22 protein-coding genes are annotated in these 26889 nt (G+C 48.8%); 9 read left to right on the top strand and 13 right to left on the bottom strand.

The features are described 5' to 3' along the window. Nucleotides 1–114 precede the first annotated feature (114 nt). Nucleotides 115–747, top strand: coding sequence for a hypothetical protein (locus L3D05_RS02595; RefSeq protein ID WP_239614304.1), 633 nt, complete (start codon nucleotides 115–117; stop codon nucleotides 745–747). Nucleotides 748–820: 73 nt separating this feature from the next. Here the strand turns inward: L3D05_RS02595 and L3D05_RS02590 are convergent, their stop codons facing one another. Then, nucleotides 821–1495, bottom strand: coding sequence for an LrgB family protein (locus tag L3D05_RS02590; protein ID WP_239614303.1), 675 nt, complete (start codon nucleotides 1493–1495; stop codon nucleotides 821–823). Beyond that, nucleotides 1495–1866: a CidA/LrgA family protein gene (locus tag L3D05_RS02585; protein ID WP_239614301.1), complete on the bottom strand. Its 372-nt coding sequence runs from the start codon at nucleotides 1864–1866 to the stop codon at nucleotides 1495–1497. The genes L3D05_RS02590 and L3D05_RS02585 overlap by 1 nt, the downstream gene beginning before the upstream one ends. Before the next feature lie 107 nt (nucleotides 1867–1973). Here L3D05_RS02585 and L3D05_RS02580 point away from each other — a divergent pair, with 107 nt between their 5' ends. Continuing rightward, nucleotides 1974–2858: a LysR family transcriptional regulator gene (locus L3D05_RS02580; protein WP_239614300.1), complete on the top strand. Its 885-nt coding sequence runs from the start codon at nucleotides 1974–1976 to the stop codon at nucleotides 2856–2858. Between the two features lie 22 nt (nucleotides 2859–2880). Here the strand turns inward: L3D05_RS02580 and L3D05_RS02575 are convergent, their stop codons facing one another. The 7 genes from L3D05_RS02575 to L3D05_RS02545 all read right to left on the bottom strand — a co-directional run bounded on the left by L3D05_RS02575 (nucleotide 2881) and on the right by L3D05_RS02545 (nucleotide 13933). Further along, entirely contained in the window at nucleotides 2881–4125 is a 1245-nt protein-coding gene (locus L3D05_RS02575) for a serpin family protein (RefSeq protein ID WP_239614298.1), read from the bottom strand. Between the two features lie 151 nt (nucleotides 4126–4276). Further along, nucleotides 4277–6643 carry a glycoside hydrolase family 95 protein gene (locus L3D05_RS02570; protein WP_239614296.1) on the bottom strand — a complete coding sequence of 789 codons (2367 nt, stop codon included), beginning with the start codon at nucleotides 6641–6643 and terminating at the stop codon, nucleotides 4277–4279. A 76-nt stretch (nucleotides 6644–6719) separates the two neighbouring features. Next, nucleotides 6720–8450 (bottom strand): ABC transporter substrate-binding protein, encoded by a 1731-nt coding sequence (locus L3D05_RS02565; RefSeq protein WP_239614295.1) that lies wholly within the window; start codon nucleotides 8448–8450, stop codon nucleotides 6720–6722. An 88-nt stretch (nucleotides 8451–8538) separates the two neighbouring features. Continuing rightward, nucleotides 8539–9429, bottom strand: a complete 891-nt coding sequence (locus tag L3D05_RS02560) for a carbohydrate ABC transporter permease (RefSeq protein ID WP_239614744.1) — start codon at nucleotides 9427–9429, stop codon at nucleotides 8539–8541. 28 nt (nucleotides 9430–9457) lie between these two features. Beyond that, entirely contained in the window at nucleotides 9458–10414 is a 957-nt protein-coding gene (locus L3D05_RS02555; RefSeq protein WP_239614293.1) for an ABC transporter permease, read from the bottom strand. A 203-nt stretch (nucleotides 10415–10617) separates the two neighbouring features. Then, nucleotides 10618–12156 carry a response regulator transcription factor gene (locus L3D05_RS02550; RefSeq protein ID WP_239614291.1) on the bottom strand — a complete coding sequence of 513 codons (1539 nt, stop codon included), beginning with the start codon at nucleotides 12154–12156 and terminating at the stop codon, nucleotides 10618–10620. Then, nucleotides 12149–13933 (bottom strand): sensor histidine kinase, encoded by a 1785-nt coding sequence (locus tag L3D05_RS02545; RefSeq protein WP_369417930.1) that lies wholly within the window; start codon nucleotides 13931–13933, stop codon nucleotides 12149–12151. The genes L3D05_RS02550 and L3D05_RS02545 overlap by 8 nt, the downstream gene beginning before the upstream one ends. Nucleotides 13934–14127: 194 nt before the next feature. On the opposite strand from L3D05_RS02545, the gene L3D05_RS02540 reads away from it, so the two are divergent. Both L3D05_RS02540 and L3D05_RS02535 read left to right on the top strand, forming a co-directional pair. Beyond that, a complete protein-coding gene (locus tag L3D05_RS02540; RefSeq protein WP_239614290.1) occupies nucleotides 14128–16950 on the top strand; it encodes a glycoside hydrolase family 3 protein in 2823 nt (940 codons plus the stop codon). 52 nt (nucleotides 16951–17002) lie between these two features. Then, on the top strand, nucleotides 17003–17311 hold the full coding sequence (locus L3D05_RS02535) for a Dabb family protein (protein WP_239614288.1): 309 nt from the start codon (nucleotides 17003–17005) through the stop codon (nucleotides 17309–17311). A gap of 82 nt (nucleotides 17312–17393) precedes the next feature. Here the strand turns inward: L3D05_RS02535 and L3D05_RS02530 are convergent, their stop codons facing one another. Next, entirely contained in the window at nucleotides 17394–17660 is a 267-nt protein-coding gene (locus tag L3D05_RS02530; RefSeq protein ID WP_239614287.1) for a hypothetical protein, read from the bottom strand. 209 nt (nucleotides 17661–17869) lie between these two features. Between L3D05_RS02530 and L3D05_RS02525 the strand changes: the two genes are divergently transcribed. Then, nucleotides 17870–18217 carry a helix-turn-helix domain-containing protein gene (locus L3D05_RS02525; protein ID WP_239614285.1) on the top strand — a complete coding sequence of 116 codons (348 nt, stop codon included), beginning with the start codon at nucleotides 17870–17872 and terminating at the stop codon, nucleotides 18215–18217. A gap of 10 nt (nucleotides 18218–18227) precedes the next feature. Here the strand turns inward: L3D05_RS02525 and L3D05_RS02520 are convergent, their stop codons facing one another. After that, nucleotides 18228–20330, bottom strand: a complete 2103-nt coding sequence (locus L3D05_RS02520) for a sensor histidine kinase (protein WP_239614284.1) — start codon at nucleotides 20328–20330, stop codon at nucleotides 18228–18230. A gap of 138 nt (nucleotides 20331–20468) precedes the next feature. On the opposite strand from L3D05_RS02520, the gene L3D05_RS02515 reads away from it, so the two are divergent. Genes L3D05_RS02515 through L3D05_RS02505 form a run of 3 tightly spaced genes read left to right on the top strand, consistent with a single transcriptional unit; the run spans nucleotide 20469 to nucleotide 23401 of the window. Next, a complete protein-coding gene (locus tag L3D05_RS02515; protein ID WP_239614282.1) occupies nucleotides 20469–21212 on the top strand; it encodes a response regulator transcription factor in 744 nt (247 codons plus the stop codon). Between the two features lie 24 nt (nucleotides 21213–21236). Continuing rightward, nucleotides 21237–22106, top strand: a complete 870-nt coding sequence (locus L3D05_RS02510) for a class I SAM-dependent methyltransferase (RefSeq protein WP_239614742.1) — start codon at nucleotides 21237–21239, stop codon at nucleotides 22104–22106. Further along, nucleotides 22106–23401: a CapA family protein gene (locus L3D05_RS02505; protein WP_239614281.1), complete on the top strand. Its 1296-nt coding sequence runs from the start codon at nucleotides 22106–22108 to the stop codon at nucleotides 23399–23401. The genes L3D05_RS02510 and L3D05_RS02505 overlap by 1 nt, the downstream gene beginning before the upstream one ends. Before the next feature lie 57 nt (nucleotides 23402–23458). On the opposite strand, the gene L3D05_RS02500 is transcribed toward L3D05_RS02505, so the two are convergent. Further along, complete coding sequence (locus tag L3D05_RS02500) at nucleotides 23459–23965, bottom strand: MarR family winged helix-turn-helix transcriptional regulator (RefSeq protein ID WP_369417929.1); 507 nt, start codon at nucleotides 23963–23965, stop codon at nucleotides 23459–23461. Between the two features lie 197 nt (nucleotides 23966–24162). On the opposite strand from L3D05_RS02500, the gene L3D05_RS02495 reads away from it, so the two are divergent. Next, nucleotides 24163–24339, top strand: a complete 177-nt coding sequence (locus L3D05_RS02495) for a hypothetical protein (RefSeq protein ID WP_239614279.1) — start codon at nucleotides 24163–24165, stop codon at nucleotides 24337–24339. A 5-nt stretch (nucleotides 24340–24344) separates the two neighbouring features. On the opposite strand, the gene gyrA is transcribed toward L3D05_RS02495, so the two are convergent. Further along, nucleotides 24345–26828 carry a DNA gyrase subunit A gene (gyrA, locus tag L3D05_RS02490; RefSeq protein ID WP_239614278.1) on the bottom strand — a complete coding sequence of 828 codons (2484 nt, stop codon included), beginning with the start codon at nucleotides 26826–26828 and terminating at the stop codon, nucleotides 24345–24347. Nucleotides 26829–26889: the final 61 nt, after the last annotated feature.

The following is a 26889-nucleotide window of genomic DNA, read 5'->3' as shown; positions in this document are numbered from 1 at the left end:
CGAGCCAAGCTGGGGCTTGCCATCGTTTTTCCACAATTCCACCAACGTTGTGCCATCGTTGGGCTATATTATGAGTCCTGTAAGCCAATCCAAACCCAATAGGAGCTGTTAAAGATGAAACATGCCTTTCTAGCTAAACGTATCGCCCTATCCACCTTGTTAATTTCCGCCGTTGCCACTCCGTCCTATTTCGCAAGCGCCGCTACCGGCCCCATGGTCAAGCAATATGTAACTAAGATGGAGCAGGTCCATTCCCCTTTCGCCTTAGTTACGGAAATTAGCGCAATGACACCTTCTAACGAAATCGCAACCGTATCCGCAACTAAGATCATCGATCCGCTGGAGGTCGCTACGAAGTACGCGCCAGATACGGTAACCGATTGGAAATTCACGCTAGCCGCCTATGAAAAAGCATTGTCGGAGAATGTCGCGAAGTTCGAAACGACTGTCCGCTCAGTTGATTCAGTAGAAGCGATTCCCTTGAAAGCCGTCGAGTCCATCCCGGCGACGCAACTTGAATCCATTGCCATCCGATCTACTGACTTGAAGCAAAGCGAAGGCGTTCTAAACATAGCTGTAACTAGCGTAGCTGGATTATCGATTACGGGCAATGGCTTCTTCCAAGCGAATATTGCGTTAGACGAAGCCGTCCAATCCGAAAATGCAGCTACAATCAAGGAAGCGCTCGCCAATCTTCACCAGGCTTATAAACAACAGACCTTAGACTTGCAGGCTGGACAAAAATAAAACAAGGACGTAGCAGAAGGTCTCATTCTGCTACGTCCTTGTTTTGCGAACAATCTCATGATGCGCGCCCCTATCAAATCCAAGACATCAACCAGGGTGCAACCGCCAGTGTAATGAACGCAGTAAGCATCATGGCGATTCCCGCTACCGAACCTGAGACGGCATCGTATTCGAGAGCTTTGCTGATCCCGGCGGAGTGAGCGCTAGTGCCGAACAATACTCCTCTAGCCACCGAACTTCGAATGTTGAACCATTTGACCAAGTAAGGACCCATGACCAAACCTAGCAGCCCCGTTATCATCGTTGCAACGGCAGTAATCGTAGGGACCCCTCCGATAGAGCGAGATACCGCAATCGCGATTGGCGTCGTCGCGGAGCGAGGGGCAAGACTATCCGTGATCGCCGTGCCTAAACCGAATAAGTGCGACATTTCAACCGATGTCACTATAGAAACGACGGCTCCGCAAATAACGCCCGAGCAAATGGCCACGGCATTTTTCTTGAGCACGTCCAAGTGTTTATAGAGAGTGACGGCAAGCGCGATCGTAGCCGGTTCGACCAGCTTAGTGAGATAGCCTGATCCACTGTCATAAGTATCGAACGAAACTCCACCGATCTCGATCAAAGCGATGATCAAGACGGGGGTTACGAGAAGCGGCGTTAAATAAACTTTAGGCACCCTTCTGTATAATCTTTTGGCTCCCCAATAGACGGCGATCGTACACACTAACCAGAACAATCCTTCCATTAGGAGACGACCTCCTTGTTCCGTCTTCCAAGTCGTTGTACGACTAACCCCGCGCATAACATGACGGCGATCGTACTGCAGATGATCGTAATCGTTATCCATAACCCGCTGTGCAGTACCAAGCTCCTATAATTAATGATGCCTACGATTGCCGGAATGAAAAACAATAACATTTCACCAATCAGCCACTTGGACCCTGATTCTAGCCATTCTACGCGGATCACTTTCAGCTGAAGCAAAGCAAAAGTGATCGCTATGCCGACAATGCTGCCGGAGATGGGCAAATGCGCCCATTGGACGATAACATCCGATATTTGGGCAATCCCTATGAAGGCTATGATTTGCAAGATCGTTTTTAGCAGTTTCTTCATGATGTCTCCTCGCTTCCTTCTTCAACAAGTATACAGACAGATTAATCATGGGTAAAATGAATATGTTTCATGGTTTTCATTCCATCTGTCTATGGAGCTGAGCGAGTTTGGACATCCGACATTTACAAATCATCTCGGAAATCGTACGTAGCAACAGCTTTACGAAGGCGGCGGACGCCCTTCATCTTACGCAGCCTACGATCAGTAAAACAATTAAGAACTTGGAACTAGAGTTAAACGCCGAATTATTCAAGCGGGATCGTAAGCAAGTGGTGCTGACCGAGACTGGCCGGACCCTATTCGAATATTCCGGTCCGATTTTGCGAATGTTCGATAACATGCAAGCTGAAATTAATGATCTCGCTTATTTAAAGAAAGGAAGCATTCGCATTGGAATGCCTCCTATGGCGGGTGCGCGTTTTTTCCCAGCCGTTATTAAGAGCTTTCAAGATCGTTATCCGGGAATCTCGATTACGCTTGTGGAAGATGGAGCGAGAAAAATCGAAGAAAATATCGCGGAAGGTTTGCTCGATGCGGGCGTCGTGTTATGGCCTGTAGACGAGGGCATATTCGATTCGTTTCAGCTCGTTAAAGAACGGATGAACGTGATCTTGCATCCGGAACATCCGCTTGCATCTCGAAACGAAATCGAGCTTGCCGACCTGGCGCTGGAAAGCTTCATCCTATTCAATAATGAATTCGCTCTCCATGCGCGTATCATTAACGAGTGTAAGGAAAAAGGCTTCGACCCGCATATCGTTTACGAAAGCTCGCAATGGGATTTTATCGGGGAGATGGTAGCGGAACGCCTTGGCATCTCCATGCTTCCCGACACGATATGCAGGTCTCTCGATCCGAATAAAGTCCGCGTATTGCCGCTCGCGAACCCTGTTATTCCATGGCAGCTTGCCATGGCGTGGAAACGCGAAGGTTATTTGTCTTTGGCAGCAAAGGAATGGATCTCATTCACGCGAGAACGCTTTAAGACTTAATGTCAATCTAATTGGCGCAACGTCATCCAGTCGGATCCGTTACCGTACCGATGAACAAGATGCAACCTGTCTCTTTATCCGTTATCGTGAGCAGAAACGGCCGATTCACCGTCATCCGGAACGGATCTTCCGGCTGTGCCGCTCCAGCCAACATTTCTACGACAGTCGCAGCGGCTGCGACCGTTCCTTGTTCGTTCATGTCCAGAAAGGTTTTATGCTTGACGCTGCCGATATATAAATTCGGGGGTTCCGGCGCCATCAACGAAAAATTCCCATGGGTCTGATCGAACGCTTCTTCCATTCCAAGCGATTTCAATGCGTCGTTAAGTTCAATTTGATATTCGAACTTTACTTTAGGCAATTCGATGCTGCCTTGCCGTACTTCAAACGGCATTGAGACGAGCTTCGGATCACGCGCTAATTTCTCTTGAAGTTGACTGAGCCCCGTTCTTTCGCTTGGCAGGAACACGGTCATGAAAGCGGACTCGTCTTTGCCGAACGGCAATTTAATCGCCTCGTAGTCGGAATTGGCGAAATACTCGAAGTGCCCTCCTCTCGCCATCATATCTACGGAAAAGGATTGGTCCTTCGCGCTGTAGAAGTCGGCTTTCTTCGTGATTCCCGGTTGAAAGGGCTCCGACCATGCTCCTTGAAAATAAACGGCGTTCACAACGAATAACATCGCCTCGGCATCGATGTCCTTCACGATATCCGTTATTTTCCCGTTCGTATGTTGCTCTACCCATTCGTTCATTTTCTGGACGGCATTGGGGCTTTTAAAATCAAGTTCCGTAGCCTCCGCATTATAGTTGTCCTTGGCTCGTTGAACGAAGGAATCATGGAACGTTTTCCCTTCTCTCATCCATAGAGAATTAGCGACGGACAACTCGTTTCCACCGTCATCCGACCTTCGCAACCGATGTATCAGATCACGATATCCGTTATTGAGATCATCCAATTTGAATTCGTTTATCCCCATCGCCTTTCCCATCGCTTCCTTCGATTCACCGGCTGCGCCATTGTATACAAGAGCTAAAGCCGTGGAAATGCTTATAGGAGACACAAACCGATTGGTTTCCGGTTTCGATTTCGATATATCCTGCAGCATTCGGAAACCGAAAGCATTCGACGCTTCGACTAAGCGCTTGTCCACGCTGCTCAACGGCGAATTGAAAGGCTTAGGGATATCTTGCTTATCCTTCTCTTTACCGCAACCGACCACTAGCAGCGCCGCGACAACGATCGCTACTGCTCCTTTAAGTTTCATTGAAATGCCCCCTATATCCATACTTTAAGATGAGTTACACTTATAACGAGCAATCCGTCCATTATGTTCCACAATAGACAAAAAGAAGCCAGCCTTCGGTCTAATACGACCCTATCGGCTAGCTTCTCTTTATTAGCATAAGTACCCTAAATTATTGAATCCGAACCGTGTAGTTGACTCCTGCGATCGCTTCGAACGTCCCATTGTCGACTTCAACGGACGATCCTAGCTCTGACGAGATGATAATGTCAGATTTCCCATAACAGATGTTGCATTTGCCGCCCTTCTCACTTAGCAATACGGCCTCAACTAATGCTCCATTTCGCCACTCCATGTTGATCGTGAATCCGCCTCTTGCTTTTATTCCGCGTATCCGCCCCGCTTCCCAAGCTTGAGGCAAGGCAGGCAGCAGTTCGATGGTACCGAGATGACTTTGCACCAACATCTCAAGAATGCCTGCAGCGCCTCCGAAGTTCCCATCTATCTGAAACGGCGGATGGGCATCGAATAAATTAGGATAAGTGGAATGAGTCAATAAGGTTTGCACGCTGCCATACGCTTGCTCTGCGTCTTTCAGGCGAGCGAATTGGTTAATTAACCAAGCGCAGCTCCATCCGGTATGTCCGCCGCCATTGGTCAATCGTCTTTCCAAAGTAACCACGGCCGCCTTGAACAGTTCCGGCTTCCCTTCATGGATCTGATCCCCGGGATGGAGACCGTATAGATGCGATATATGCCGATGTCCCGGCTCCGCTTCTTCGTAATCCATGTACCATTCTTGGATCTGTCCGTATTTACCGATCTTGTAATCCGGCAGCTTATCGATCGCTTCGAGCAATTCAACCCGTAGCTCCTTATCCACGTCTAGAATCCGAATAGCTTCTAAGCATGACGAGAACAACTCGCGACTGATCGCAATGTCCATCGTAGAGCCATGCGTGACGTTGCATGATTGTCCATCTGCCGTTAGGAACGAATTCTCGGGCGAAGTAGAAGGATTCGTCACCAATGCTCCGTCCGGTCCTTCCACTAACCAGTCCAAACAAAACAAGGCCGCGCCTTTCATTAACGGATAGGCACGTTCTCGCAGGAAAGTGACATCTCCTTCGAACAAATAACGTTCCCACAGATGCCGAACCATCCATGCTCCGCCTAAAGGCCAGTATGCCCAGCACGCGCTTCCTCCCGTAGGAGTAGACATTCTCCACAAGTCTACGTTATGGTTTACCGCCCAGCCCCGGCAACCGTAATGGATTTCCGCCGTACGCTTCCCGCTTGCGCTCAGATCCTCTAACATATCGAACAACGGCTCATGACATTCGCTCAAATTACCGGCTTCGGCAAGCCAATAGTTCATCTGCGTATTAATGTTAACCGTGTAATCGCTGTTCCACGGCGGTTGGACGAGCGGGTTCCATATCCCTTGAAGATTAGCCGGTTGCGTGCCCGGTCTGGAGCTGGCCATGAGCAGATATCGGCCATAATGGAAATACAAAGCTTCTAATGCAAGATCGTTTTTCTTATCCTTGTAGGCAAACAACCGTACATCCGTTGGCTGATCATCGCAGTCCTCACTCTGGCTTGAACCGAGCTGAAGATCCATACGATTGAACAGCTTCATATGCTCTTCCGTGTGGCGTAGCCTCAATTGTTCATAACCCAGCGTTCCGGCGGCTGATAATACCACCTTACACCTGTCCGACAACCCGCTTTCATCCGGTAAAGAGCGATAATCCACAAATCCAGTCGCGGCAGCTATCATGAGGGTCAGTTGTGTCGCGTTCCTCACTTCAAGCTTGCCATCTCCCGCGATCACTACACCATCTGTTTCTACTTGCAACCGGGCTTCATACGGCAAGCCAAGTCCTTCCTCGTACAGAATCGGCGCAGGATGATCTCCTGTGTAGTTATCCGAAATATGGCTCGGTGCCCGTCCCGACATGACAAGCGAATTCCCCTCGGATCTTGTCGTATAGCGCAACGGAGAATCTAAAGCAATATCGTAATTCAATTTCCCTTCTTGAGCTATGTAGCGAATACAAATCATTTGATCGGGGACGCTTGCATAATACTCCCCTTGCACCGTATTCCCATCCGAACGGTAAGATACGGTCGCTATTCCGTCAGCCAGACTCAGTTCTCGCCGGTATTGCTCGATCGAAGACTTCTCAACGTTTCCTGCGTAAGCTTTAGTTAAAATAACGTTACCTAACGGCAAATAGGGCTGGCAATCCTGACCTAGCATTTTAGCATCGATAAGCTTCTGAGCTTCAATGTTGTTACCTTCGAAGATTAACGTCCGCGCGCGTTGCAAGTTCCGACGTGCCTCGTAATTGATCGTATCCCGAGGAAATCCGGCCCATAATGTATCCTCGTTAAGCGCGATTTGCTCGACATCCGTCCCACCGAAGATCATGCCCCCCAATCGGCCATTGCCGATCGGCAATGCTTCTTCCCATACGGAAGCCGGCTGAGCGTACCACAGCTTCCAATCTTTCCTGCCGGATGGAACCATCATTCCTCATTCCTTTCTAATGGGAAAGAGAGCCCGGGCAATGCCGGGCTCTCTTCTCTTCATTCGCAACTGCGCGGGATTACTCGCTCCACAATGCTACGCGTTCTTTAACTAATGCTTCACGAAGGTCTTCCGCTTTAGTTACGTTTGCTTTATCGAGATCCTTCATGTACGCATCCCAGATTTTATCAAAATCTTCCGGTTTAGCCAAGATGGCTTCAGGAATGCGTTTCCAAGTGATGTCTTTCAGCTTGTTCTCGATGATCGTGGTTTCGCTGTCTCCTGGAATCGGAATGTTCCAAGCCGCGCCCCAAGGACGAACTTTGAATTCACTTTCTTTAGGAAACAGATCGATCCATGTTTGTGCGCCGTAAGCAGCAAGAACTTCTTTCTCTACATCGTTATAGCCTTCGATGATTTGAGCCGGGTTGTCCGTTGTGAAGTAGTTGCCAGTAGAATCTTTAACACCGTTTCCATAACGCGGAGTCATATTTTGGTAGTGACCGATACCGGTTTCTTTTTGGAAGTTCGTTGCGTCATTGATTTTACGGTTGTTAACCTCTTTCGGAATTACGCGAGTACCGTTCTCGATTTTGTAGTGCTTACCTTCAATCCCCCAGTTGACTAGCACTTGACCTTCTTCGGATGCCAAGAAGTCCAAGAATTTAATCGCACGGACAGGATCCGGATTGTCTTTGGAAATTGCGATACCGTAACCAGCCATGAAGCCAGTCGGCCAGTACGAAGTATCCTTCGTATCTTCCGTCATCGTAACCGGATAGTGACCGTAGCCTTGATCGAATTTGCCTTCAGCTTTAAGAGCTTTTTCGCCGTCATCGTAGTCCCACTGTTGATCGATCAAACCGAGTACGCGGCCTGTTGCGATTTTCGCTTTGTATTGGTCGTACTTTTGCACGAAGCTTTGTTTGTCAAGAAGCCCTTCTGCGTTCATGTGGTTCAGCCAACGGAAGTATTCTTTCTCCTCCGGACGACGGAAATGGTAAGTCACTTCTTGCGTATCCACATTGATGTTGAACTCGCCATCATCCGCTCCGCCCGTCGTATAGAACGCAGGATTCGTAACGGAAATGTACATATGCCAGTCATCCGCGTTAAGAGTCAAACCGATATTTGGGTTGCCATTCTCGTCTTTCGGGTGAAGGGCAAGGTAATCTTTGATCGCTTTCTCGAAATCGGCTACCGTGCGAATTTTAGGATATCCCAATTCTTTCACGACACGGTGTTGCAGTTCGAATCCGCCCTCTGCCTTGAACGGCGTATTGTTTATCAAAGCGTATGTCGGAATGACATAGATCGATTTATCTTCATTGCTATAACGTAAACGGCTCATTTGGCCTTCGTACAATTTCTTGAGGTTAGGAGCATGTTGCTCGATCAAGTCCGTCAGGTCCAGTACCGCACCCGCGTCAACGAATTTATTGATGCTGTTCTTCGCGCTGATGAGATCCGGGTATTCGCCGCTTGCAGCAATTAGGGCCGATTTTTGGACCGGATCGCCGACCGCGAATTCAGCATCAAGCGTAATTCCCGTTTTTTCGGTAATGACTTTACCCACATCGTCTTGCATATTCGTCCAGTTCGGACTTGGATCCTCGCTGTAGAAAGAGAAATTAAGAGGTTTTAACGTCTCAGGCGATGCGCTTGCCGATGCCGTGCTGCTAGAACTGCTTGTACCGCTTGGACTTGCACCTTGGTTGTCATTGTTGTTTTTGCCGCTGCAACCGGCCAATAAGCCGGCGACGAGTGCGGTTGTCAGTGCGATGCCCGACCACTTACGCGTTTTAATCATGCTTAACCCTCCTATATTTAGATGAAGCCTATGTGATAACGGGTTACCCCATTATAACCAAACATCATGCGACCTGTCGGGAAACGAATTAACCTTTTACCGCTCCCAAGGTCATGCCTTTGACGAAATAACGCTGCAAGAACGGATATACGAGAAGAATCGGAAGGGTAACGACAATCGTAATCGCCATCTTAACCGATTCCGGCGACACGCTGGACATCACTTGCGTCATGTTCGTATTTCGGTAATCTCCATTGCCGCTTGTCGTACTTTGCAGCACCTTCATCAGTTCGAACTGCAACGTCGTAAGAGATTCGTTCGATCCGTTGTATAGGTACGTATCGAACCAGGAATTCCACTGGGTTACCGCAAGGAACAAAGCAATGGTCGCTAATGCTGGTTTCGTCATCGGAAGGACGACGCGCCAGTAAATCGTAAAATCGTTAGCGCCGTCAAGCTTCGCGGATTCTTGCAAGGCATAGGGAATCCCGTCCATGAAGGAGCGGATAATAAACACGTTAAATGCGGAAACCAATCCAGGGAGAACATATACGGCAAAAGTATTCATCATGTGTAAGTCTTTAATGAGGAGATAGACCGGAATCAATCCTCCGGAAATATACATCGTTAAAGCCAAGTACACGGATACGAACCGTCTTGCCTGAAAGTCCGGGCGGCTAAGCGTGTATGCTAGCATCGATGCGCTGATTAATCCAAGAACCGTTCCCACGATCGTCCGGAGAATAGAAATTTTGAATCCAGTTATCAAACCCGAAAAGGAGAAGATGACATCGTAATTCTTTAACGTAAAATGGCGTGGGAAGATCGTAATTCCTCCGCGTACGCTGTCCGTCGAATCATTAAGCGATAAAGCAAGTACGTTCAAAAACGGATATAATGTCGCAATTGTCGCGAGGATGACGAAGACATATACCGCAACGTTGAAAATTTTGTCTGACTTCGAAGATCGGTTCAACATTTGATTGGTTGTCACTCTGCCACCTCCGTTACATGATGCTTTCTTTCGTGAATTTCTTGAACAACCCGTTCGCGCTGAACAGTAGAATCAAGCTGACTACTGAGTTGAACATATTGATTGCCGTACCAAAGGAATAGCGGCTCATCTGCAAACCGTATTCTAATGAATACAAGTCAAGTACTTTGGAGTAATCCCCCACCAAGTTGTTGCCGAGCAAAAATTGTTTTTCGAAGCCGATACTGATAAGATGGCCGATCGACATAATGAGCAAAATGATGATCGTCGTACGAATACCCGGCAATGTAATATGCCATATTTGGCGAAGGCGGCTTGCCCCATCCACTTTAGCGGCTTCATACAACTCGGGTCCGATTCCGGCAATCGCAGCCAGATAGATGATCGTGTTCCAACCGGTTTCCTTCCAGACGTCGGATACGGTTACGATTCCCCAGAACCATTCTCCCTTGGCCATGAATTGAATCGGTTCGCTAATTATGCCTAGCCACATTAGAAATTCGTTAACTGCACCGTTTTCCGCGGAAAGCAACTTCGTGACGATCCCCGCAACGACGACCCATGACACGAAGTGAGGTAAATACGATACGGTCTGAGCGAACCTTTTGAATGCCATATGGCGAATTTCATTTAGCATTATGGCGAAAATGATCGGAATGGCAAATCCGGCAATAATGCCCATGAAACTCATCGCGAGTGTATTTCGTAAAACCAGATAGAAAGTATCATCATTGAACAAATAGCGGAAATGCTCTAATCCCACCCACTTCTGTTCTCCGAACGATTTCCCTGGCTTATATTTCTGGAAAGCCATCGTCCATCCCCATAGCGGGTAGTAGCTGAATATAAATACCCAGATGACGAAAGGCAACGACATCATGTACAAATACTTGTTACGGATGAACGTTGTCCAGAACCGGCTTTTACGTGGTTTCTCTTTGTTGGTTAAGGGTGCTGCGACCGCTTTCATGGAATCCCTCCTGCTTCATGTATTTATCATATCGGAACAGCTGCGCCTCCTACTACCCAAAGGATTTGGCATAAAATCATGTGAAAATTAGTGTAACCGCATACAGTTCATTTTACATCTCTTAACAAATGACCCTGATTTCAGTAAAAAAATGAAACGCGTGGTTCCTTAGTTGGAAACCACGCGTTTCATTGTCGGGACTATCACATTTTTTTATAACCGGTCGGTGAAGTTCCCACGTATTTACGAAATTTCGTATGGAAATAATCGACGTTTGCATATCCGACTTTCTCCGCCACTTGATAAACTTTCAAGCCTTGTTCCAGCAGCGTTTTGGCTTGCTCGATCCTAACTTTGTCCAGATAAGTATTGAAGTGCTCTCCCGTCGCCTGCCTGAACAGCTTCCCGAGATAAGCGCTATTATAGTTGAACAACTCGGCGAGCTTCTCCAGCTTCAGATTTTCCCCGTAATTTCGGTGAATGACGTCGATCATTCGCTTAATCTGCTTGTCCGTACCGGAATTTTCCATCGAATTGGCCATCCCCTCCGCGATAGCGGCCAAGCGCTCGATTAATCCCATATACCGAGTTTCCTTGTAGCTTTCTAATAAACCCGCCCGAATTTCCAAGCTATGCATTTCCGATCGGTTATGGGTAAGCTTGTCCAGAATCGTCGAGAACATCTGAACGAACCGGGTTTTGATTTCATCTTCCTTGCAGCCGCAGCGATACATGACTTCGGCTGTATTCTGGATCAGTTGTCTCGAGGCGGGAAGGTTACCGATCTCAAGCGCCAAATATAAAGTTTCTGTTGCCGCGCCGAACAATTCATCCAAATTCTGATTCTGCTCGGCGGCGGGTATGAAAATGGGATAAGGATTGGAAGATTGGGTAATGGAGCCGCTGTCCAAGAAAAATTTATTCTTCATCAGTTCAAGCGCTCTCCGATAAGAGATCGCGATGTCGGACCAGCTAAACACCTCGCCCCCCGACACCGCAAAAAAATCCAAGTTATGCTCCTTGCTGGCTGCCAAGATGTCATGATATACGCTATTTAGTTTCTGCTCGTCCTTAAGCCCGTCTTTCACAACGATTCCGATATACGGTTCCAATGAAAATGCGATGCCTCTTTCCTGCTCATCAAACGTTTCTTTTAGTTTGTTCTTGATCATCGCAGGAAGTACGGTTTGCGTTTCACCGTTAGGCAAATGCTTGATGAGTACTACCTCGTAACAACTCCACGGAAATCGCCTCTCTAACTCGGCATAACCCGATGAAAGACTCACGTCGCCCAATAGCAAATCTTGAACGGCGCTATCCCATTCCAACGTTCTAACTTCCGGGTATTGATCTTGGGAGGCGTATTCCATATCCAATTGCTCGCGCAATTTCAGTAAATACTCGGCTAATTCATCCTCATCGACGGGCTTCAGCAAGTAACCGTCAATCCGGTGAACGATCGCTTGCTTAGCGTATTCGAAATCGGCATAGCCGCTTAAGATCAGAATGTGCATGTTCGAACTCATCGTTCTTACGGTTTTGATCAGTTCCAACCCGTTCATGCCGGGCATTCGGATATCGGCAATCATTAAATCCGGAACGATCTGACCGCATTTTTGCAACGCGTCTTGCCCATTAACAGCCGTATCGATTACTCGAAAACCCAACTCTTCCCACGGAATAAGCGTTTTAAGGCCCTCTCGAATCATAGGCTCGTCGTCCACTAACAATACTTTATACATGTAAGTCGCCCCCAGATGGAATGGTAAATGAGATATGCGTACCTACGCCCGGCTCGCTTTGGAACTTAAGCCCATGTTCTTCCCCATAAGTTAATAACAACCGAAGATGCACGTTTCTAAGCCCGATCCGGTTTGTCTCGTCATCTTGCGACTCTTGTAACGACTCGTAGAGCTGCGCGATTTTGTCCTCGGTCATACCGGCTCCGTTATCAAATACGTCGAAGTGGATTTTATCACCGATCAACTCAACCTGTACATGCACGATTCCGCCTTCCATCTTATTCTCAAGCCCGTGGATGACGGCGTTCTCGACGAGCGGTTGAATAATTAACGGCGGTATGCTGACTCGTTCCACTCGCGGATCCAAGCGGAGCGAATATTGCAATCTATCCTCATAACGGAATTTCTGTATATCCAGGTAACAACGTACGATATCGAGTTCATCGGTCAACGCCGTCTTGCCCGTTCCTACCTCCAGGTTGCGGCGCATAAGCTTTCCGAGCAATCGAACGACCTGGGAGATTTCCTTCTCCCCCTTCAAGTGGGCTTTCATGCGAATGGATTCCAACGCGTTGAACAAAAAGTGTGGATTAATCTGGCTAGCCATCATCTTAAGCTTGATTTCGTTCTGTTTCGATTCGAGCATGTTGTTCTGCTTATGCGTCTCTTCCACTTCAGCGACTAACCCATTTATACTTGTCACCATGGAATTAAACTGTCTTGACAGTTGGCCGATCTCGTCTCTGCCGTCTATCTCGAGCATGATATCGAGATTCCCCGTCGCCACCTTCGTAATATGCTTACTGAGCCTGAGCATTCGTTTCGACAAAATGGTCGATACCCCATAGATAAGGAATATCGTGATCGCCAAACTGATCGAGATGATAATCATCGCCAGCACGTTGATACGGTTGGCATCCTTAACGATCGTGTCGATGGAAAACACGGATATGATCCGCAAGGAATTCAAGCTGTCTTCCGGAACCAACGGCTCGATTAAGATCCGCGAAGCTTTGCCGTCGACGTTCGCTTCGAAGGAGCCGCCCTGTTCCGTGATGACGTCCCGTTCGAAGGATATATCAGCTAACGTGTTGCCTACGCGATCGGAACGATTCGCCGCGACGATCGTATTGCTCTCGTCGACGATCATTGTTTCGAACGATTCCTGCCTCAGGATAGAGTTCAGCATGTTCATGTTAACGTTAATGACCAGAATACCGCTCGTGTTCTTCTCCACGAAATTGACTTTGCGGACTAAGCTTAAATATTTGCGATTATACCTTTCGTCGTCAAGAAAATACCAGCTAACCTTGCCGTTCGTACTAGCTAATGTCTTCTGATACCAATCGGAGTTTTTAATATCCTCTTCGGGTTGAATGAATTCCCAGTTATCCAGCATCGTAGGATTGTCCATGTAAAATCTAAGATTCGATATTTCCTTATATAGCCGCTTGTTCTCGTTGAACACTTGATATTCCCTATAGGCTTCTACAACTTCATATACGGACTCGTACCGCCTGGTGGATACGGCTTCCAAGCGGGAGTCGTTAGCGATCCGGTATGAACTGTCATAAGCGACATTAATGAGTTCCGCCGTACGGGCTTTAACCCGTTGTACGTTGGCAGATGTTTGTTCCATCGCGTTGCTAAGAGCCATATTCCTTAGTTCGTTCGTGAGCAAAATGCCCACGAGCAACACGGGCAAGAATACGACGGCTACGAAGGACAAAATCAGCTTAGTCCTTAGCTTCATGTTATTCAGGGCACGGGAAAACAATTGGATAACCACCTTCGTATGGTGCGATTCCGAGTAATAAGCTTCATTATACGACTTTTTCTCTATTGTAAACGACTTCAACAACTAATTGTGAACGGATTTTCTGTCCAATTTAGCGGGTATGATCGTTACAACCTTGCATGGTAAAATCGTTTAATCTACGGTTTCAAGCCTACTGATGGGAGCTGAACAGAATGACAGAAAAATACGAATATCGTTTCCAAAACCCCGATTTGTCGCTTGCGGAGAGAGTTGACGATTTGGTCGCGCAACTCACGCTGGAAGAGAAAATCAATCTCATGTGTCAGTATCAGGACGAAGTCGCGCGGTTAGGAATCAAAGCTTACAAACATGGCACGGAAGCCGCGCATGGTATGGCATGGCTAGGAGAGGCAACCAGCTTCCCTCAGCCCATTGGACTTGCCTGCACTTGGGATACGGAACTGCTGAAGCGAATTGGCGATGTCATAAGCGACGAAGCCCGTGCTTTCTTCAAGAAAAACCCGGCCATTAACGGTTTGACCCTATGGGCGCCTACCGTAGATATGGAGCGCGATCCGCGGTGGGGCCGTACGGAGGAAGCTTATGGTGAAGATCCGCATCTAACGGGCAAGCTATCTTCCGCCCTTATCCACGGCTTGCAAGGCGATGATCCATTCTATTTGAAATCCGTTGCCTCCCTCAAGCACTTCATCGGCAATAACAACGAGATCGACCGCGGCGAATGTTCCGTCAGCATCGATCCGAGAAATATGAAGGAATATTATTTGAAAGCGTTTGAGATTCCGTTCAAGGAAGGCCAAGCCAAATCGATGATGACCGCCTACAATTCCGTTAACGGCGTTCCGGCTAACTTGAATCCGGACGTTAACCGAATCGTGAAGCAACAATGGGGCATGGACGGCTTCGTAGTTAGTGATGCCGGAGACGTCCTAGGCACCGTGAACGAACACAAGTATGTAGCAACCTACAAGGAAGCCGTCGCACTCACGATTAAAGCCGGAGTCGACAGCATTACCGACGATCACGATATTTCCAAGCAAGCAATTCGCGATGCGCTAGCGGATAATCTGCTCTGCGAAAAGGATCTCGACGTTGCCCTCACCAATACGTTCCGAGTACGTTTCCGGCTTGGCGAATTCGATCCGGACACCCGTAATCCTTACGCCGCGATCGATGAATCGGAAATTCTGCACCCCGACCACATCGCCCTCTCGCTTGAAGCCGCCAAGAAAAGCGTTGTATTGCTCAAGAACGAGAACAAAGCGCTTCCGCTTCAAGCGGACAAGCTGAAGAAGGTAGCTGTCATCGGACCGCTCGGGGGCAAAGTTTATCGGGATTGGTATAGCGGTACTCTTCCCTATGCGGTAACTCCTCTTGATGCGATCAAGAAGCGGCTTTCCGCGAAGGGGCAGAGCGTTGCGTTTGCCAGTGGCAACGATCACGTGAAGCTTAAGTCAACGTCCAATGGCAAATATGTATCTTTAACTAAGGAAGACAAGCAGCCACTAGCCGCGAACCAACCTTCCGCCGACGATGCGGAAATATTTGAATTGTCCGATTGGGGCTGGGACAGCCACACTTTGATCTCCAAAACGAATGGTTTATACCTTACGACGGACGATTCGCTAGTCACAGCTTCTTCCGAGCATATTTGGGAATGGTTTACGAAGGAAGTGTTTCGCGTTCGGCATGGTCAAGGCGACTCGCAAATCACGACTTGGAACGATCGCCCCGTCACCGTTGACCCTAAGTCGGGCCAATTGAACGTTAAGGATGGTTCGGCTGAAGACGCGGACAGCTTTACGTTCGAGAAAGTCGTTGACGGTATTCATGACGCCGTTGAAGCAGCCCGCGATGCGGATGTTGCCGTCGTGTTCGTCGGGAATCATCCGCTTATCAACGGCAAAGAAACGATGGACCGTCCTGACCTGACGCTTGCGGAATCGCAAGAACGTCTTATTCAAGAAGTGTTCGCGGCGAATCCTAATACGATCGTCGTCATCGTTGGCAGCTACCCTTACGCGATCAATTGGGTTAACGAGCATATTCCGGCGGTCGTTTATTCCTCTCATGCGGGCCATGAGATCGGGACCGCTTTATCCGAAGTGTTGTTCGGTCAGTACAATCCAGCAGGACGTTTGAATATGACTTGGTACGAATCTACTGAGCAGCTCGGCGATTTCATGGATTACGACATCATCAAGAGTGAACGTACTTACCAATACTTCGCCGGCAAGCCGTTATATCCGTTCGGCCATGGCCTCTCTTACTCCACGTTCAAATACGATGAACTGACGTTGGATTCGGATCGCATTTCCGAAGGGGGCAGCGTAACGGCGACATTGCGGGTAACGAATTCCGGCGAAGCCTACGGTGAGGAAGTCGTACAGCTCTATACCAGGTCGGGGCCTTCCCGCGTGAAGCGTCCGCTAAGACAGCTACAGGGCTTTAAACGGGTCGCTTTGGCAGCAGGTGAGTCCACTGACGTTACATTCGTATTGAATGCATCGGATCTCGTATTCTGGGACGTGACGAGAGAGAAGTTTTGTTTGGAAAATGGTCAATGCACGTTGATGATCGGCTCCTCTTCTACGGACATACGTTTGAACAGTACGATCGCGATTTTCGGTGAAACGATTCCTCCACGGAATTTGCTATTGCCAACAAAAGCGATCAATTACGATGATTATGAAGGCGTGGTGATCGGAGAAAATACGGAAGGCGGAGACAGCGTTGTCACTTCATCCCCGCTTGCGTGGATTCGTTTCGACGATGCTGCTTTGAGGGCGGAATATCGCACTTTCGAGGCGAGGATCACGTGCACTGGAAATGCCGAGATCGAGATACGCCTTGACGGGCCTGAGGGGAAACTCGCAGGTAGTTGCGCCGTCTCCGGAGAGTCGTCCGAATGGCAAACCGTATCCTGCCAAACCGAGTTACCGAATGACAATGGTAGCCTATATCTTGTGCTCAAGGGCGCGCTTCGAATCGGATCCTTTCAATTTCAAGCGTAAAAGCTCTATAATCGAATAATCAAAGATTAGAGCTTATGAGGAGGAACCTACTATGGACAACCAAACCCTTATTCATTCTGTCATTTTTAATCTGAAGCATCCTAGGGGCTCGGAGGAAGAAAACCTCTTCATTGAAGATGGACGATCTATTCTGTCCTCTATTCCTAGCGTGCGCAACTTTAAGGTGTACCGCCAAGTTAGTCCGAAGAACGAATTCGCATACGGATTTTCGATGGAGTTCGCGCATGAAGCAGATTACGAGGCCTACAATTCCCACCCCCTTCACGTGAAATTCGTGAACGAACGCTGGGTGACGGAAGTGGAAAACTTCCTGGAGATCGATTATCAATCGAAGGAGTAGACGATTACAAACAGGGGCTGTTTCGTTAAGATCATCACTGATCTTACGGAACAGCCCCTCTTCATGAATATGTGGCAATCGCTTAGCCCAAAGCTTTGTTCGCGGCGATCACGAATTGTTCGAAAAACGAGTCGTCTTCTTCAAGCTGCTCATCCACCGCTTGAATTTCCTCTTCGCTGCCCGGCTGATTGCTGAAATTCAAAGCGTAGCTCCAGTTATTCCTGCCGTTATTGCTTTGTATCGTCACCTCGTAAGGCTGCTTGTGTTCCTCGACTTCGAACTGAACATGGCCGACATAACCTGACTCCTCGCTGTGGCTCATCTTAGCATTAAGAATATTCACCTTCATCACATTCACCTCCCAAAAAGATACGTATTGTATCCTCATATTACAACATAACCACGCTTATTTAGAGACGCCAACCCTAATATCGACGTAAATCTCAATAATTTATTCATGATTTGAACGAGAAAACGTTTACTAACCCCTTGACACGATACATTTTGTATCATAAATTACTATTAGATACTCTATCTGGTGTCAAGGAGATATTAAATATGAATATGGGAGAACGTCTGCGAGAACTGCGCCTTCGCCGTAAAATTTCGCAGGAAGAAGTAGCCCGCCACATCGGGATAACTCGCTCTGCATACAGTCACTACGAGATCAATAATAGACAGCCGGTTTACGACACTCTCATTAAACTCGCTGCCTATTTCGACGTGTCGTTAGACTTCATTATAGGCGGCAGTCAATCCAAAGCAAAGAACGAACTATCCGTGACGCCTGATACGAAGGAAATATTGTCTCTATTTCAGCACATGAATCATGAGCAAAGAAAGAAGTCGATCAATTTGATTACCGACTTTATGCGTCAAGAGCACAGAGTCAACGATAGCGGATAGACTCTTATCCTTATTTCGTTAAAGGCAATACGATCCGGAAAACGCTGCCACCCTCCGGGGGGTTTAACGCGCTGATTTGCCCGCCATGCATTTCCACGATTTCCTTGGAGATGGCTAAACCTAAACCGCTACCCGACGATGCGGAACTGCGTGATTTCTCGTTTTTGAAATAGCGGTCGAACAGATAAGGCAGATCATCGGGCTCGATTCCGCTTCCGTTATCCGTAACGAGAACTTCGACTGTGGATGCATCCGCATCGTCGCGCATCGTTATTCGAATCGTCCCGCCTCTCGGCGTATATTTGATCGCATTGTATACTAGGTTGGCGATTACCCGATCCATCCTGCGTATATCGATCGTGACCGCCGCGTCGAACGTGGATTCCGTCGCTAACGAGCAATCGAAAGCGATCCCTCTCGATTCCATTTCCAAACCATACTGCTCCGTTATTCTGTCTTTCCAGCTTGGGAGCGGAATTTTCTCCAACGCCAGGTCGACTCTCCTAGCTTCCAGAACCGAAAGATCGAACAAATCCTGAATGAGCGAATTCAAACCTTCTACTTTCGACAGCATCAATCTAATCGTATTCTCCCGTTGCGTCGGTTCGGAAATGACATTGTCCCTTAGCGCTTCCAGATAGCCTTGAAGCAACGTGATCGGGGTTCTCAGGTCATGGGAAATGTTGCTGACCAGTTGAACCCGGGATTGTTCCATTCGTTCGAGGTCAAGCTTCGCTTCTTCCAATGTCTGATACGAATGCTGAAGCTCATCCGTGCGATCCGAGATTCGTTGTTCGAGCGAATTATTCCATTCGATGAGTTCCGCGGACATCTGTTCGGCACGGTCATAGGTTCTTGAAAATCTCAAAGAAATAATGAAGGAATTCATCACGATAAGGAACAACAATCCTATCGGCAACAGATCGATCGAACGCCACCAACCGTTATAGAAAAGGATGTCATTCACGATCGTAATGACGAGGCCTGCTACCCCGATTAGCGCCAACCTGGACCCTTCCCGCCTTCGGAGCGAAGACAGCACCAAGCTCACCAACACTATCGCGCTTAGCAATAGGATGTAAATCTGATATCCCATTACCCAAGAAGTAAAGCGAATCGGCGGAACGACTAACACGCTTAGAATCAACAGAGCCGCTATTCCGCTCGACAGCTTAAACCAAACTCGTTTGATTTCTATCGGATAGATGATTTGGAAGAACGCAAATCCAGACCAGCCCCCCATAATGAAGGATAGATATTCCAGTCGGATAGCCGTTCCCCAATCCATACCTTTAACCCACTGCACGATAAAGCCTTCTCCGATAAGCCCCATCCTTAGCCCTACGAAAAAACAAAGCAGGGCAAACATGATGTTTGCAACCTCTTTGCGCCGAAGTATGAACAAGCCAAGGTGATAAAATCCGATCATAATCAGACAACCTAATATGATCAGTTCCTGCGCGGCATGCCGGATTTGCAGCTTCTGGATTTGGCTTGCGTTGCCGATAATGATCTCCGTCCGGATACCGCCGTCCCTATGATCGTAATTGGCAACGGCAAGCTCTAGCACGGTCTGAGTACCCGACGCGGTGAAATGCACCATCGCCGGCAATTGATAAGGGAAAGCCTTCCGCTCATCCGTATCGGCCCGCCCACGAGACATAACGACTTTGCCGTTAATCGACAAGTCGTACGCGGTAGCGATATTCGGGACACGGACGGCTAACAATTCATCTTGTATTTGGTGGTTTATCGTCAATCGATAAATACCGTACCCCTGATTCCTCAGAGCTTCTCCGTTTCCCATCCTCAGGTTGCCCCAAGTTCCCGGAACTGTAAGGGTAGTTATACCGCCGATTTTCGGGCCCCGCTTTTCTCCGCGTATGGAATTGTTCCAAACGAATGCCCACTGCCCGTTCAATGGAACGATACCGTCCTCGTCCCACGACCACTCCGTAAGATCGATAATGCCTTGCTCCGCTTTAGGGATTGGTTTAGTCGATTGCGTCGCTGCCGAACAACCCCCTAGGACTGCCCATAGTGCGGTTAGAAGCAGCAAGCCCGCCATGCTTTTACTCCATCGTTTGAACGCCCATTCCGTGTTTCGGGACACGTCGTACCCCTCTCCCCAGATCAACTGTATCCGTTCGATCTAACAACCATTCGAACGTCATTGTAACGGTGCATTGATTACTCGTCAACGCTTTCGTTATAATAAGGCATCAAGACTCTTCAATATGGAGGGAAAATAATGAAGAGTTCGGAAGCTACTATTCTTGTTGTTGACGACGAGAGAGAAATTACCGAGCTGATTACCTTGTATTTAGCCCGAGAAGGATTTACCGTTCATACTTCGGATAACGGCGCCGATGCCAAACAGCTTGCGGAATCTCTAGTTCCCGACCTTATCGTGCTAGACGTGAATCTCGGGCGAGTGGATGGGATCGAAGTTTGCCGCGAGCTGCGCCTAGGCGTATGCGCGGACGTTCCGATCCTGTTCCTTAGCTGCAAATCGGAGGACCAGGATATCATCCGTGGATTGTCCGAAGGCGGGGATGACTACATAACGAAGCCTTTCAGCCCGAGCCAGCTCGTGGCTAGAATTCAAGCGCATATCCGCAGACGCAGAACGCGCGAGAGAAGCATCGACGATCAACTCGTCAACCTGAGTTTTCCTGGGTTAGAAATCGATTTCCGTAGTCTTGTGGTGCGTTTGGAGGGCGAAGTCCTCTCTCTCTCCGCCAAGGAATTCGAGCTCTTAAGCGTGCTCGCCAAGCAACCGAATCGGGTATTCCCGCTAGAGGAGCTTTATCGCCGCGTATGGCAATCCGATAGTATGGGAGATACGCGCACGCTCATGGTGCACATCAGCAATCTGAGAAAGAAGATGGAATTGGATCCATCCCGGCCTCGTTGGATACAAACCGTTCGCGGATTCGGATACCGGTTTAATCCGACGAATAACAACGAGGCGTTACCCCAATACCCTATTTGACGACAAAAGGAAGATTAAACAATGATGCAAATGGCACAAGATTGGCAAGATTACGAATTACTCGATACCGGTAACGGCGAGAAGCTTGAACGTTGGGGCGATGTCATTTTACGTCGGCCTGATCCGCAAATTATATGGCCGCTCAAATCCGAAAATTCGGAATGGAAACAGGCGGACGGCCACTATCATCGCAGCCACAGCGGCGGCGGCCAATGGACTTACAAACGCGCCCTTCCCGAGAGATGGAATATCTCTTATGGCCCTTTGAAATTCCATATTAAGCCGACCAGCTTTAAACATACGGGCTTGTTCCCCGAGCAAGCGGTCAACTGGAGCTGGATGATGAACAAGATTCGCGAGGCTAACCGCCCTATTCGCGTGCTCAATCTGTTCGCCTACACCGGTGGAGCTACCGTCGCCGCTGCATCGGCAGGAGCCGAGGTATGCCACGTGGATGCCGCCAAAGGCATGGTCCAATGGGCCAAGGAGAACGCTGAACTATCTGGACTCGGCTCCGCGCCTATACGTTACATCACGGATGACGTATTCAAGTTCGTACAACGCGAAGAACGCCGGGGCCGCCAATATGAAGCGATTATTATGGACCCTCCGTCATATGGTCGCGGACCGAACGGCGAGATGTGGAAATTAGAGGAAAACCTGTTCCCGTTCCTGGAATCTTGCCTGGGCATTCTCTCGGAGAAGCCATTGTTCGTTCTCGTTAATTCTTACACGACAGGGTTATCCCCTACCGTACTCAATAACCTGCTTAACTTATCCATTCGGCGTAAATTCGGCGGCAAGCTGGATTGTGGAGAAATCGGACTGCCGATTACTCGCAGCGGGATGACGTTGCCATGTGGGATATACGGGCGTTGGGAGAGCGAAGTATAATGCCTCGAAGCTTCTCTCCAAGCTGGGCGAACCCTATAAAACGACTAATTTCCATAACTTGTATCGGGCTGCTAGCGATTATGCTAGCAGCTTGTTCGAGTAGTCCGTCCCTCTCCCCTTCGCCAACGCTAAGTTCTGCACAACCAGCAACCTATTCGAACTTCCCCTCTACGCCCGCACAGACGGCTTCAGAGAGCCCGGGAGCATCACCTTCCCACTCATCCGAGCCCATTCGCAGTGAAGCGACCCTGCTCGCGATAGGCGACATTATGGTTCATATGCCGCAGTTGCCGGCTTACTACAATCAAGCCAAGAAGAGTTATGACTTAACGCCATGGTTCACTCAAGTTAAACCGATCTTAGAACAAGGCGATTGGGTCATCGGCAATCTGGAAATGCCGATCGCCGGCAAAGATTTGAAAATAACCGGATACCCGCGATTCAATGCGCCGAAAGAGTTAGCGGATGCGTTAGTCGACGCAGGTGTTCAGCTCGTATCTACCGCCAACAACCATTCGATGGATCGGGCCTTTCCCGGCGTAAAAAGAACGCTTGCCAACGTGAGGAAAGCCGGACTTATTCCGATTGGCACATCTACTTCCGCCGCCGATCAACAGCGGTTAGTCATCGAGGATCGAAACGGCATACGAATGGGTTTCCTAGCCTATACGTACGGTACGAATGGTATTCCGATCCCGGCAGACAGCTCCTTCGCCGTTAATTTAATCGATCTCGACGTCATTGAGCAGGATATCTCACGGCTCCGCGAAGCCGGTGCTGACGTCGTTACCGTTTCCTTGCACTTTGGCGTTGAATATCAACGCATGCCCAACGAACAACAAACCAAGCTAGCGCATAGTCTCGTGAAAGCCGGCGCAGACATTATCCTCGGCTCTCACCCCCACGTTGTTCAGCCCTACGAGGAGATCGTCGTTCCCGCTTCCGAAAGCGAAGACGGACAATCGCGCCGGGGAATCGCGATATACTCTCTTGGCAACTTCATCTCGAACCAGACCGGCAACTGGAAAGACGTCGGATTGATCTTCGGAATACATATCGTCAAAACCGAACAGCCCGACGGAACATCCTCGATCCAGATGGACAAGATCATAAAAGAACCTACATGGGTTCACATCTTATGGAAAAATCAAAAACGTTATTATACGGTTATCCCGATGAGAACCGCGTTAGCCTCAAAAAACATTCCCTCTTTAACCGATCAAGATTACAAGAAGATCAAACAACTGTACTCCGGTATCAATAAACATCTCTTGCAACTTCACAAGAAATCATAATAGAAATCATAATTGGAAACGCCCCCTGCGCAAAACCGCAAGGGGCGTTCATTGTACCTATGATGAGATCGCTGAGGACTCAACGTTGTTATCCTGATTGTCCGAGTCCGAATCGCTTATGTTAACCTTCCGTTCGCCGCTAGCGACAGACTCCCTTGTACCGGCTACCTTGCTGATCAAATAAACGAGAAGCTGCCGATTATGGCTCGATACTTGCTCCAACGATCGGTTTACGATCGCGCTGCGCACGCTTAAGCCTCGTTCCGCTTCCGAGCGCCCTAGAGCCGTCATGGTCACCCACACGATCCGACGGTCGCCCTCGTCCCTATTCCGCTCAACCAACCCTCCGCGCTCCATGCGATCAAGTAACGTCGTGATCGCCGCCGGCGTCGTTTCCAAATGAGGGAGCAAATCCGATGGTTTCATCGGTTCATGCACCTGCAGCAACTCAAGAACTTCCAGCTGTCCCGCCGTTAATTGCGGAGCTAACTCCGCTTCCATCTGCGCGTTCCAATCCTTCGTGAGCTTCGTCCAACTTTTCACAAAAACCGCCGCATTATCCATAGGTATGCTCCCTTCGTCCCGAACATTGCCTTCTCTTTTATTATACTCAGAGCCTATGTCGAAAGATAGATTAACGCAATTAAATATTTACGACATAAATCCCCACAAAAGCGAACGCTGCGACAATTGGCGACATATACTAGTTTCGAAATATAGGTAAATGCGGAGAAACGCGCGCAACAAGGAGGCGAGACTTGATGACCTCTTCGGATCAAAAAATCAAAATGATCGGCCAAATGGCGCAGGATGCCGGGTTAATAGAAGATCCACAATGGCTGGAACGGTTAAATGAACCGGTGCCATTGTGGATCGTGTTGGATCTCTTATTGAGGTGGATTGACCGCACCGAGCCCGACGATGGGCCCTATGACTGAACCAATTATGTGGTCAATGGCTTCCTGAAGGCTTCCGTAAGAACGTCTCCACGATCAACGGCCGTCATGAGCTTGCCTTGGCCTTTGCGATCATCTATCGGTGCGTTCTCGGAGACGATCTCCGAAACCGATCCACTAGCTGTTAAGGCGAGCAGGCTAACCGCTTCTTTCACATGGAATACGGAAATCAGCCGCGTACCGTTCGGACGAACGCGTTTGCCTTCCTTGAACTCAAACGTTTGAATGCCTTTGCCGCCTCTTCCTTGTTGCGGATAATCGAGAAGAAGTGAACGCTTCGCATATCCGTAATCGGATAAGACGAGAATTTCTCCTTCATCGCCGGCGACGGGAATCGCATCGGCCAATTGATCGCCATCTTTAAGCGTGATTCCGCGAACTCCACCTGCGACTCTGCCTTGCAAGCTGACGTCATCTAGGTTAAAGCGAATGCTCATCCCTTGTTCCGTCACAAGCAGAAGGTCGTCAGGTTGGTCGGAACGGAACACCTTAACGATCTCGTCGCCGTCCGCTACTTTGCATGCGGCTATTGCCATGCTGCGCGAGGTTGCATAATCGACGAGCGGCGTCCTCTTCACTTGGCCGCGCTTGGTGACGAACACAAGCGTAGGCGCCGTATTAGCATCTGTTGCAGCTTCCGTAGTTGAAGGCGTTAGATCTGCCGACTTAGCCGTTATGAGTCCGACGATCCGATCATCCTTCGCTAGCGGAAGCAGGTTTACGATAGCCGTCCCGGTATCCTTCCACTTGAACTCGGGAATGAGATGAACCGGCAGCAAAAAGTAATAACCTTTCTGCGTGAATAGCAGCAACGGATCGAGCGTATTCATGTTCATGCTCCAGCGAATGATATCGCCCTCTTTAACCCCCGCGCTGCCGAGCTCGCCTCCCGAACGAGTGAAGGAAAGCAAGCTGGTCCGCTTGATGTACCCTTCGCGGCTTAAGGTAATCAATACTTCTTCCGCCGGAACCGTTACCTCAAGGTTCACTTTAATTTCTTCGACTTCGCCCTGAATGACGGAACGACGATCAATGCCGTACTTGTCGCGAATTTCCGTCAATTCATCCTTAATGACATTCATCAGCTTGCGCGGACTATCGAGGATCGCTCTCAATTGGGCGATCTTCTTCAGCGTATCTGCGTGCTCTTTCTCGAGCTGCGTAATCTCCAAATTCGTCAAACGGTACAATTGCAACGTCAGGATCGCATCCGCTTGACGCTCCGAGAAGCCGAATTTGGCAACCAAATTGTTCTGCGCATCCATCCGGTTCTTCGAAGCTTTGATCGTCTCGATAATCTGATCCAGCAAATTCAACGCTTTAACGAGCCCTTCCAGGACGTGAGCGCGATCTTCGGCCTTCTCCAGATCATACTGGGTACGATGCGTGACGACTTCCTTCTGATGCTCGACGTAGGCTTCTAGAATCTGTTTGATTCCAAGCTGCCGCGGCGCCTTGTTTACAATAGCGACCATGTTGAAGTTGTAGGCAGTCTGAAGGTCCGTCTTCTTGAGCAAAAAGGCTAAGATGCCTTCGGCGTCGACGTCTTTCTTCAGTTCTACGACAATACGGAGTCCATTACGCCCGCTCTCGTCCCTGACTTCGGCGATCCCTTCGACTTTTTTCTCCATACGAAGGTTATCGATGGCGTTCACGAGCTTGGACTTGACGATTTGGTAAGGGATTTCCGTGATCACGATTTGCTGCTTGCCGCCTCGCATGTCTTCGATAGCGGTTTTAGAGCGAATATAGATTTTCCCTTTGCCGGTTTCGTAGGCTTCGCGAATTCCATCCCCGCCCATGATCAAGCCACCGGTTGGAAAATCGGGCCCTTTGACGATTTCCATCAACTCTTGAACGGTCATATCCGGTTTGCTCATCAAGGCTACGCAAGCATCAATGATCTCGCGCAAATTATGCGTAGGAATTTCCGTGGCAAAACCAGCCGAAATACCCGACACTCCATTAACAAGTAAATTCGGATATCGAGCTGGAAGGACAACGGGTTCTTTGGTCGTATTATCGAAATTGTCCTTAAAAAGAACGGTCCTTTTCTCGATGTCGCGCAATAATTCCATAGCGATCGTAGATAACCTTGCTTCCGTGTAACGCATAGCCGCCGGCGGATCATCGTCCATCGAGCCCCAGTTGCCATGGCCGTCGACTAGCATATGCGCCATTTTCCATGGCTGGGCCATCCGGACCATCCCTTCGTAGATTGAAGAATCTCCGTGAGGATGATAGTTACCCATGACGTCTCCGACCGTCTTGGCCGACTTGCGGTACGGCTTGTCCGGCGTATTGCCCGAATCGTACATCGCGTACAGAATCCGCCGCTGAACAGGCTTCAATCCATCGCGTACGTCGGGAATCGCGCGGTCCTGAATAATATATTTAGAATAGCGTCCGAAGCGGTCGCCTACGACCTCCTCCAGAAAAGCCGGTAAAAACTGCTCAAGTAGGCTGCTCACTTCTTTGTGCCTCCTAGTGTTTTATGGATACGATTTGTAAATCATTTCGAAAAGAATAGGT

Origin of the sequence: Cohnella mopanensis (assembly GCF_022352055.1) — a bacterium.
Classification (GTDB): domain Bacteria; phylum Bacillota; class Bacilli; order Paenibacillales; family Paenibacillaceae; genus Cohnella; species Cohnella mopanensis.
The sequence above is the reverse complement of the archived record's forward strand: the minus strand, read 5'-3'. Positions and strand labels throughout refer to the sequence as shown.

Excerpts from the sequence above, each read along its gene's own strand:
- L3D05_RS02595 (WP_239614304.1), top strand. The coding sequence starts at position 115 with ATGAAACATGCCTTTCTAGCTAAACGTATCGCCCTATCCACCTTGTTA.
- L3D05_RS02590 (WP_239614303.1), bottom strand. The coding sequence starts at position 1,495 with ATGGAAGGATTGTTCTGGTTAGTGTGTACGATCGCCGTCTATTGGGGA.
- L3D05_RS02585 (WP_239614301.1), bottom strand. The coding sequence starts at position 1,866 with ATGAAGAAACTGCTAAAAACGATCTTGCAAATCATAGCCTTCATAGGG.
- L3D05_RS02575 (WP_239614298.1), bottom strand. The coding sequence starts at position 4,125 with ATGAAACTTAAAGGAGCAGTAGCGATCGTTGTCGCGGCGCTGCTAGTG.
- L3D05_RS02570 (WP_239614296.1), bottom strand. The coding sequence starts at position 6,643 with ATGATGGTTCCATCCGGCAGGAAAGATTGGAAGCTGTGGTACGCTCAG.
- L3D05_RS02565 (WP_239614295.1), bottom strand. The coding sequence starts at position 8,450 with ATGATTAAAACGCGTAAGTGGTCGGGCATCGCACTGACAACCGCACTC.
- L3D05_RS02560 (WP_239614744.1), bottom strand. The coding sequence starts at position 9,429 with ATGTTGAACCGATCTTCGAAGTCAGACAAAATTTTCAACGTTGCGGTA.
- L3D05_RS02555 (WP_239614293.1), bottom strand. The coding sequence starts at position 10,414 with ATGAAAGCGGTCGCAGCACCCTTAACCAACAAAGAGAAACCACGTAAA.
- L3D05_RS02550 (WP_239614291.1), bottom strand. The coding sequence starts at position 12,156 with ATGTATAAAGTATTGTTAGTGGACGACGAGCCTATGATTCGAGAGGGC.
- L3D05_RS02540 (WP_239614290.1), top strand. The coding sequence starts at position 14,128 with ATGACAGAAAAATACGAATATCGTTTCCAAAACCCCGATTTGTCGCTT.
- L3D05_RS02535 (WP_239614288.1), top strand. The coding sequence starts at position 17,003 with ATGGACAACCAAACCCTTATTCATTCTGTCATTTTTAATCTGAAGCAT.
- L3D05_RS02530 (WP_239614287.1), bottom strand. The coding sequence starts at position 17,660 with ATGAAGGTGAATATTCTTAATGCTAAGATGAGCCACAGCGAGGAGTCA.
- L3D05_RS02525 (WP_239614285.1), top strand. The coding sequence starts at position 17,870 with ATGAATATGGGAGAACGTCTGCGAGAACTGCGCCTTCGCCGTAAAATT.
- L3D05_RS02515 (WP_239614282.1), top strand. The coding sequence starts at position 20,469 with ATGAAGAGTTCGGAAGCTACTATTCTTGTTGTTGACGACGAGAGAGAA.
- L3D05_RS02510 (WP_239614742.1), top strand. The coding sequence starts at position 21,237 with ATGCAAATGGCACAAGATTGGCAAGATTACGAATTACTCGATACCGGT.
- L3D05_RS02505 (WP_239614281.1), top strand. The coding sequence starts at position 22,106 with ATGCCTCGAAGCTTCTCTCCAAGCTGGGCGAACCCTATAAAACGACTA.
- L3D05_RS02500 (WP_369417929.1), bottom strand. The coding sequence starts at position 23,965 with ATGGATAATGCGGCGGTTTTTGTGAAAAGTTGGACGAAGCTCACGAAG.
- L3D05_RS02495 (WP_239614279.1), top strand. The coding sequence starts at position 24,163 with ATGACCTCTTCGGATCAAAAAATCAAAATGATCGGCCAAATGGCGCAG.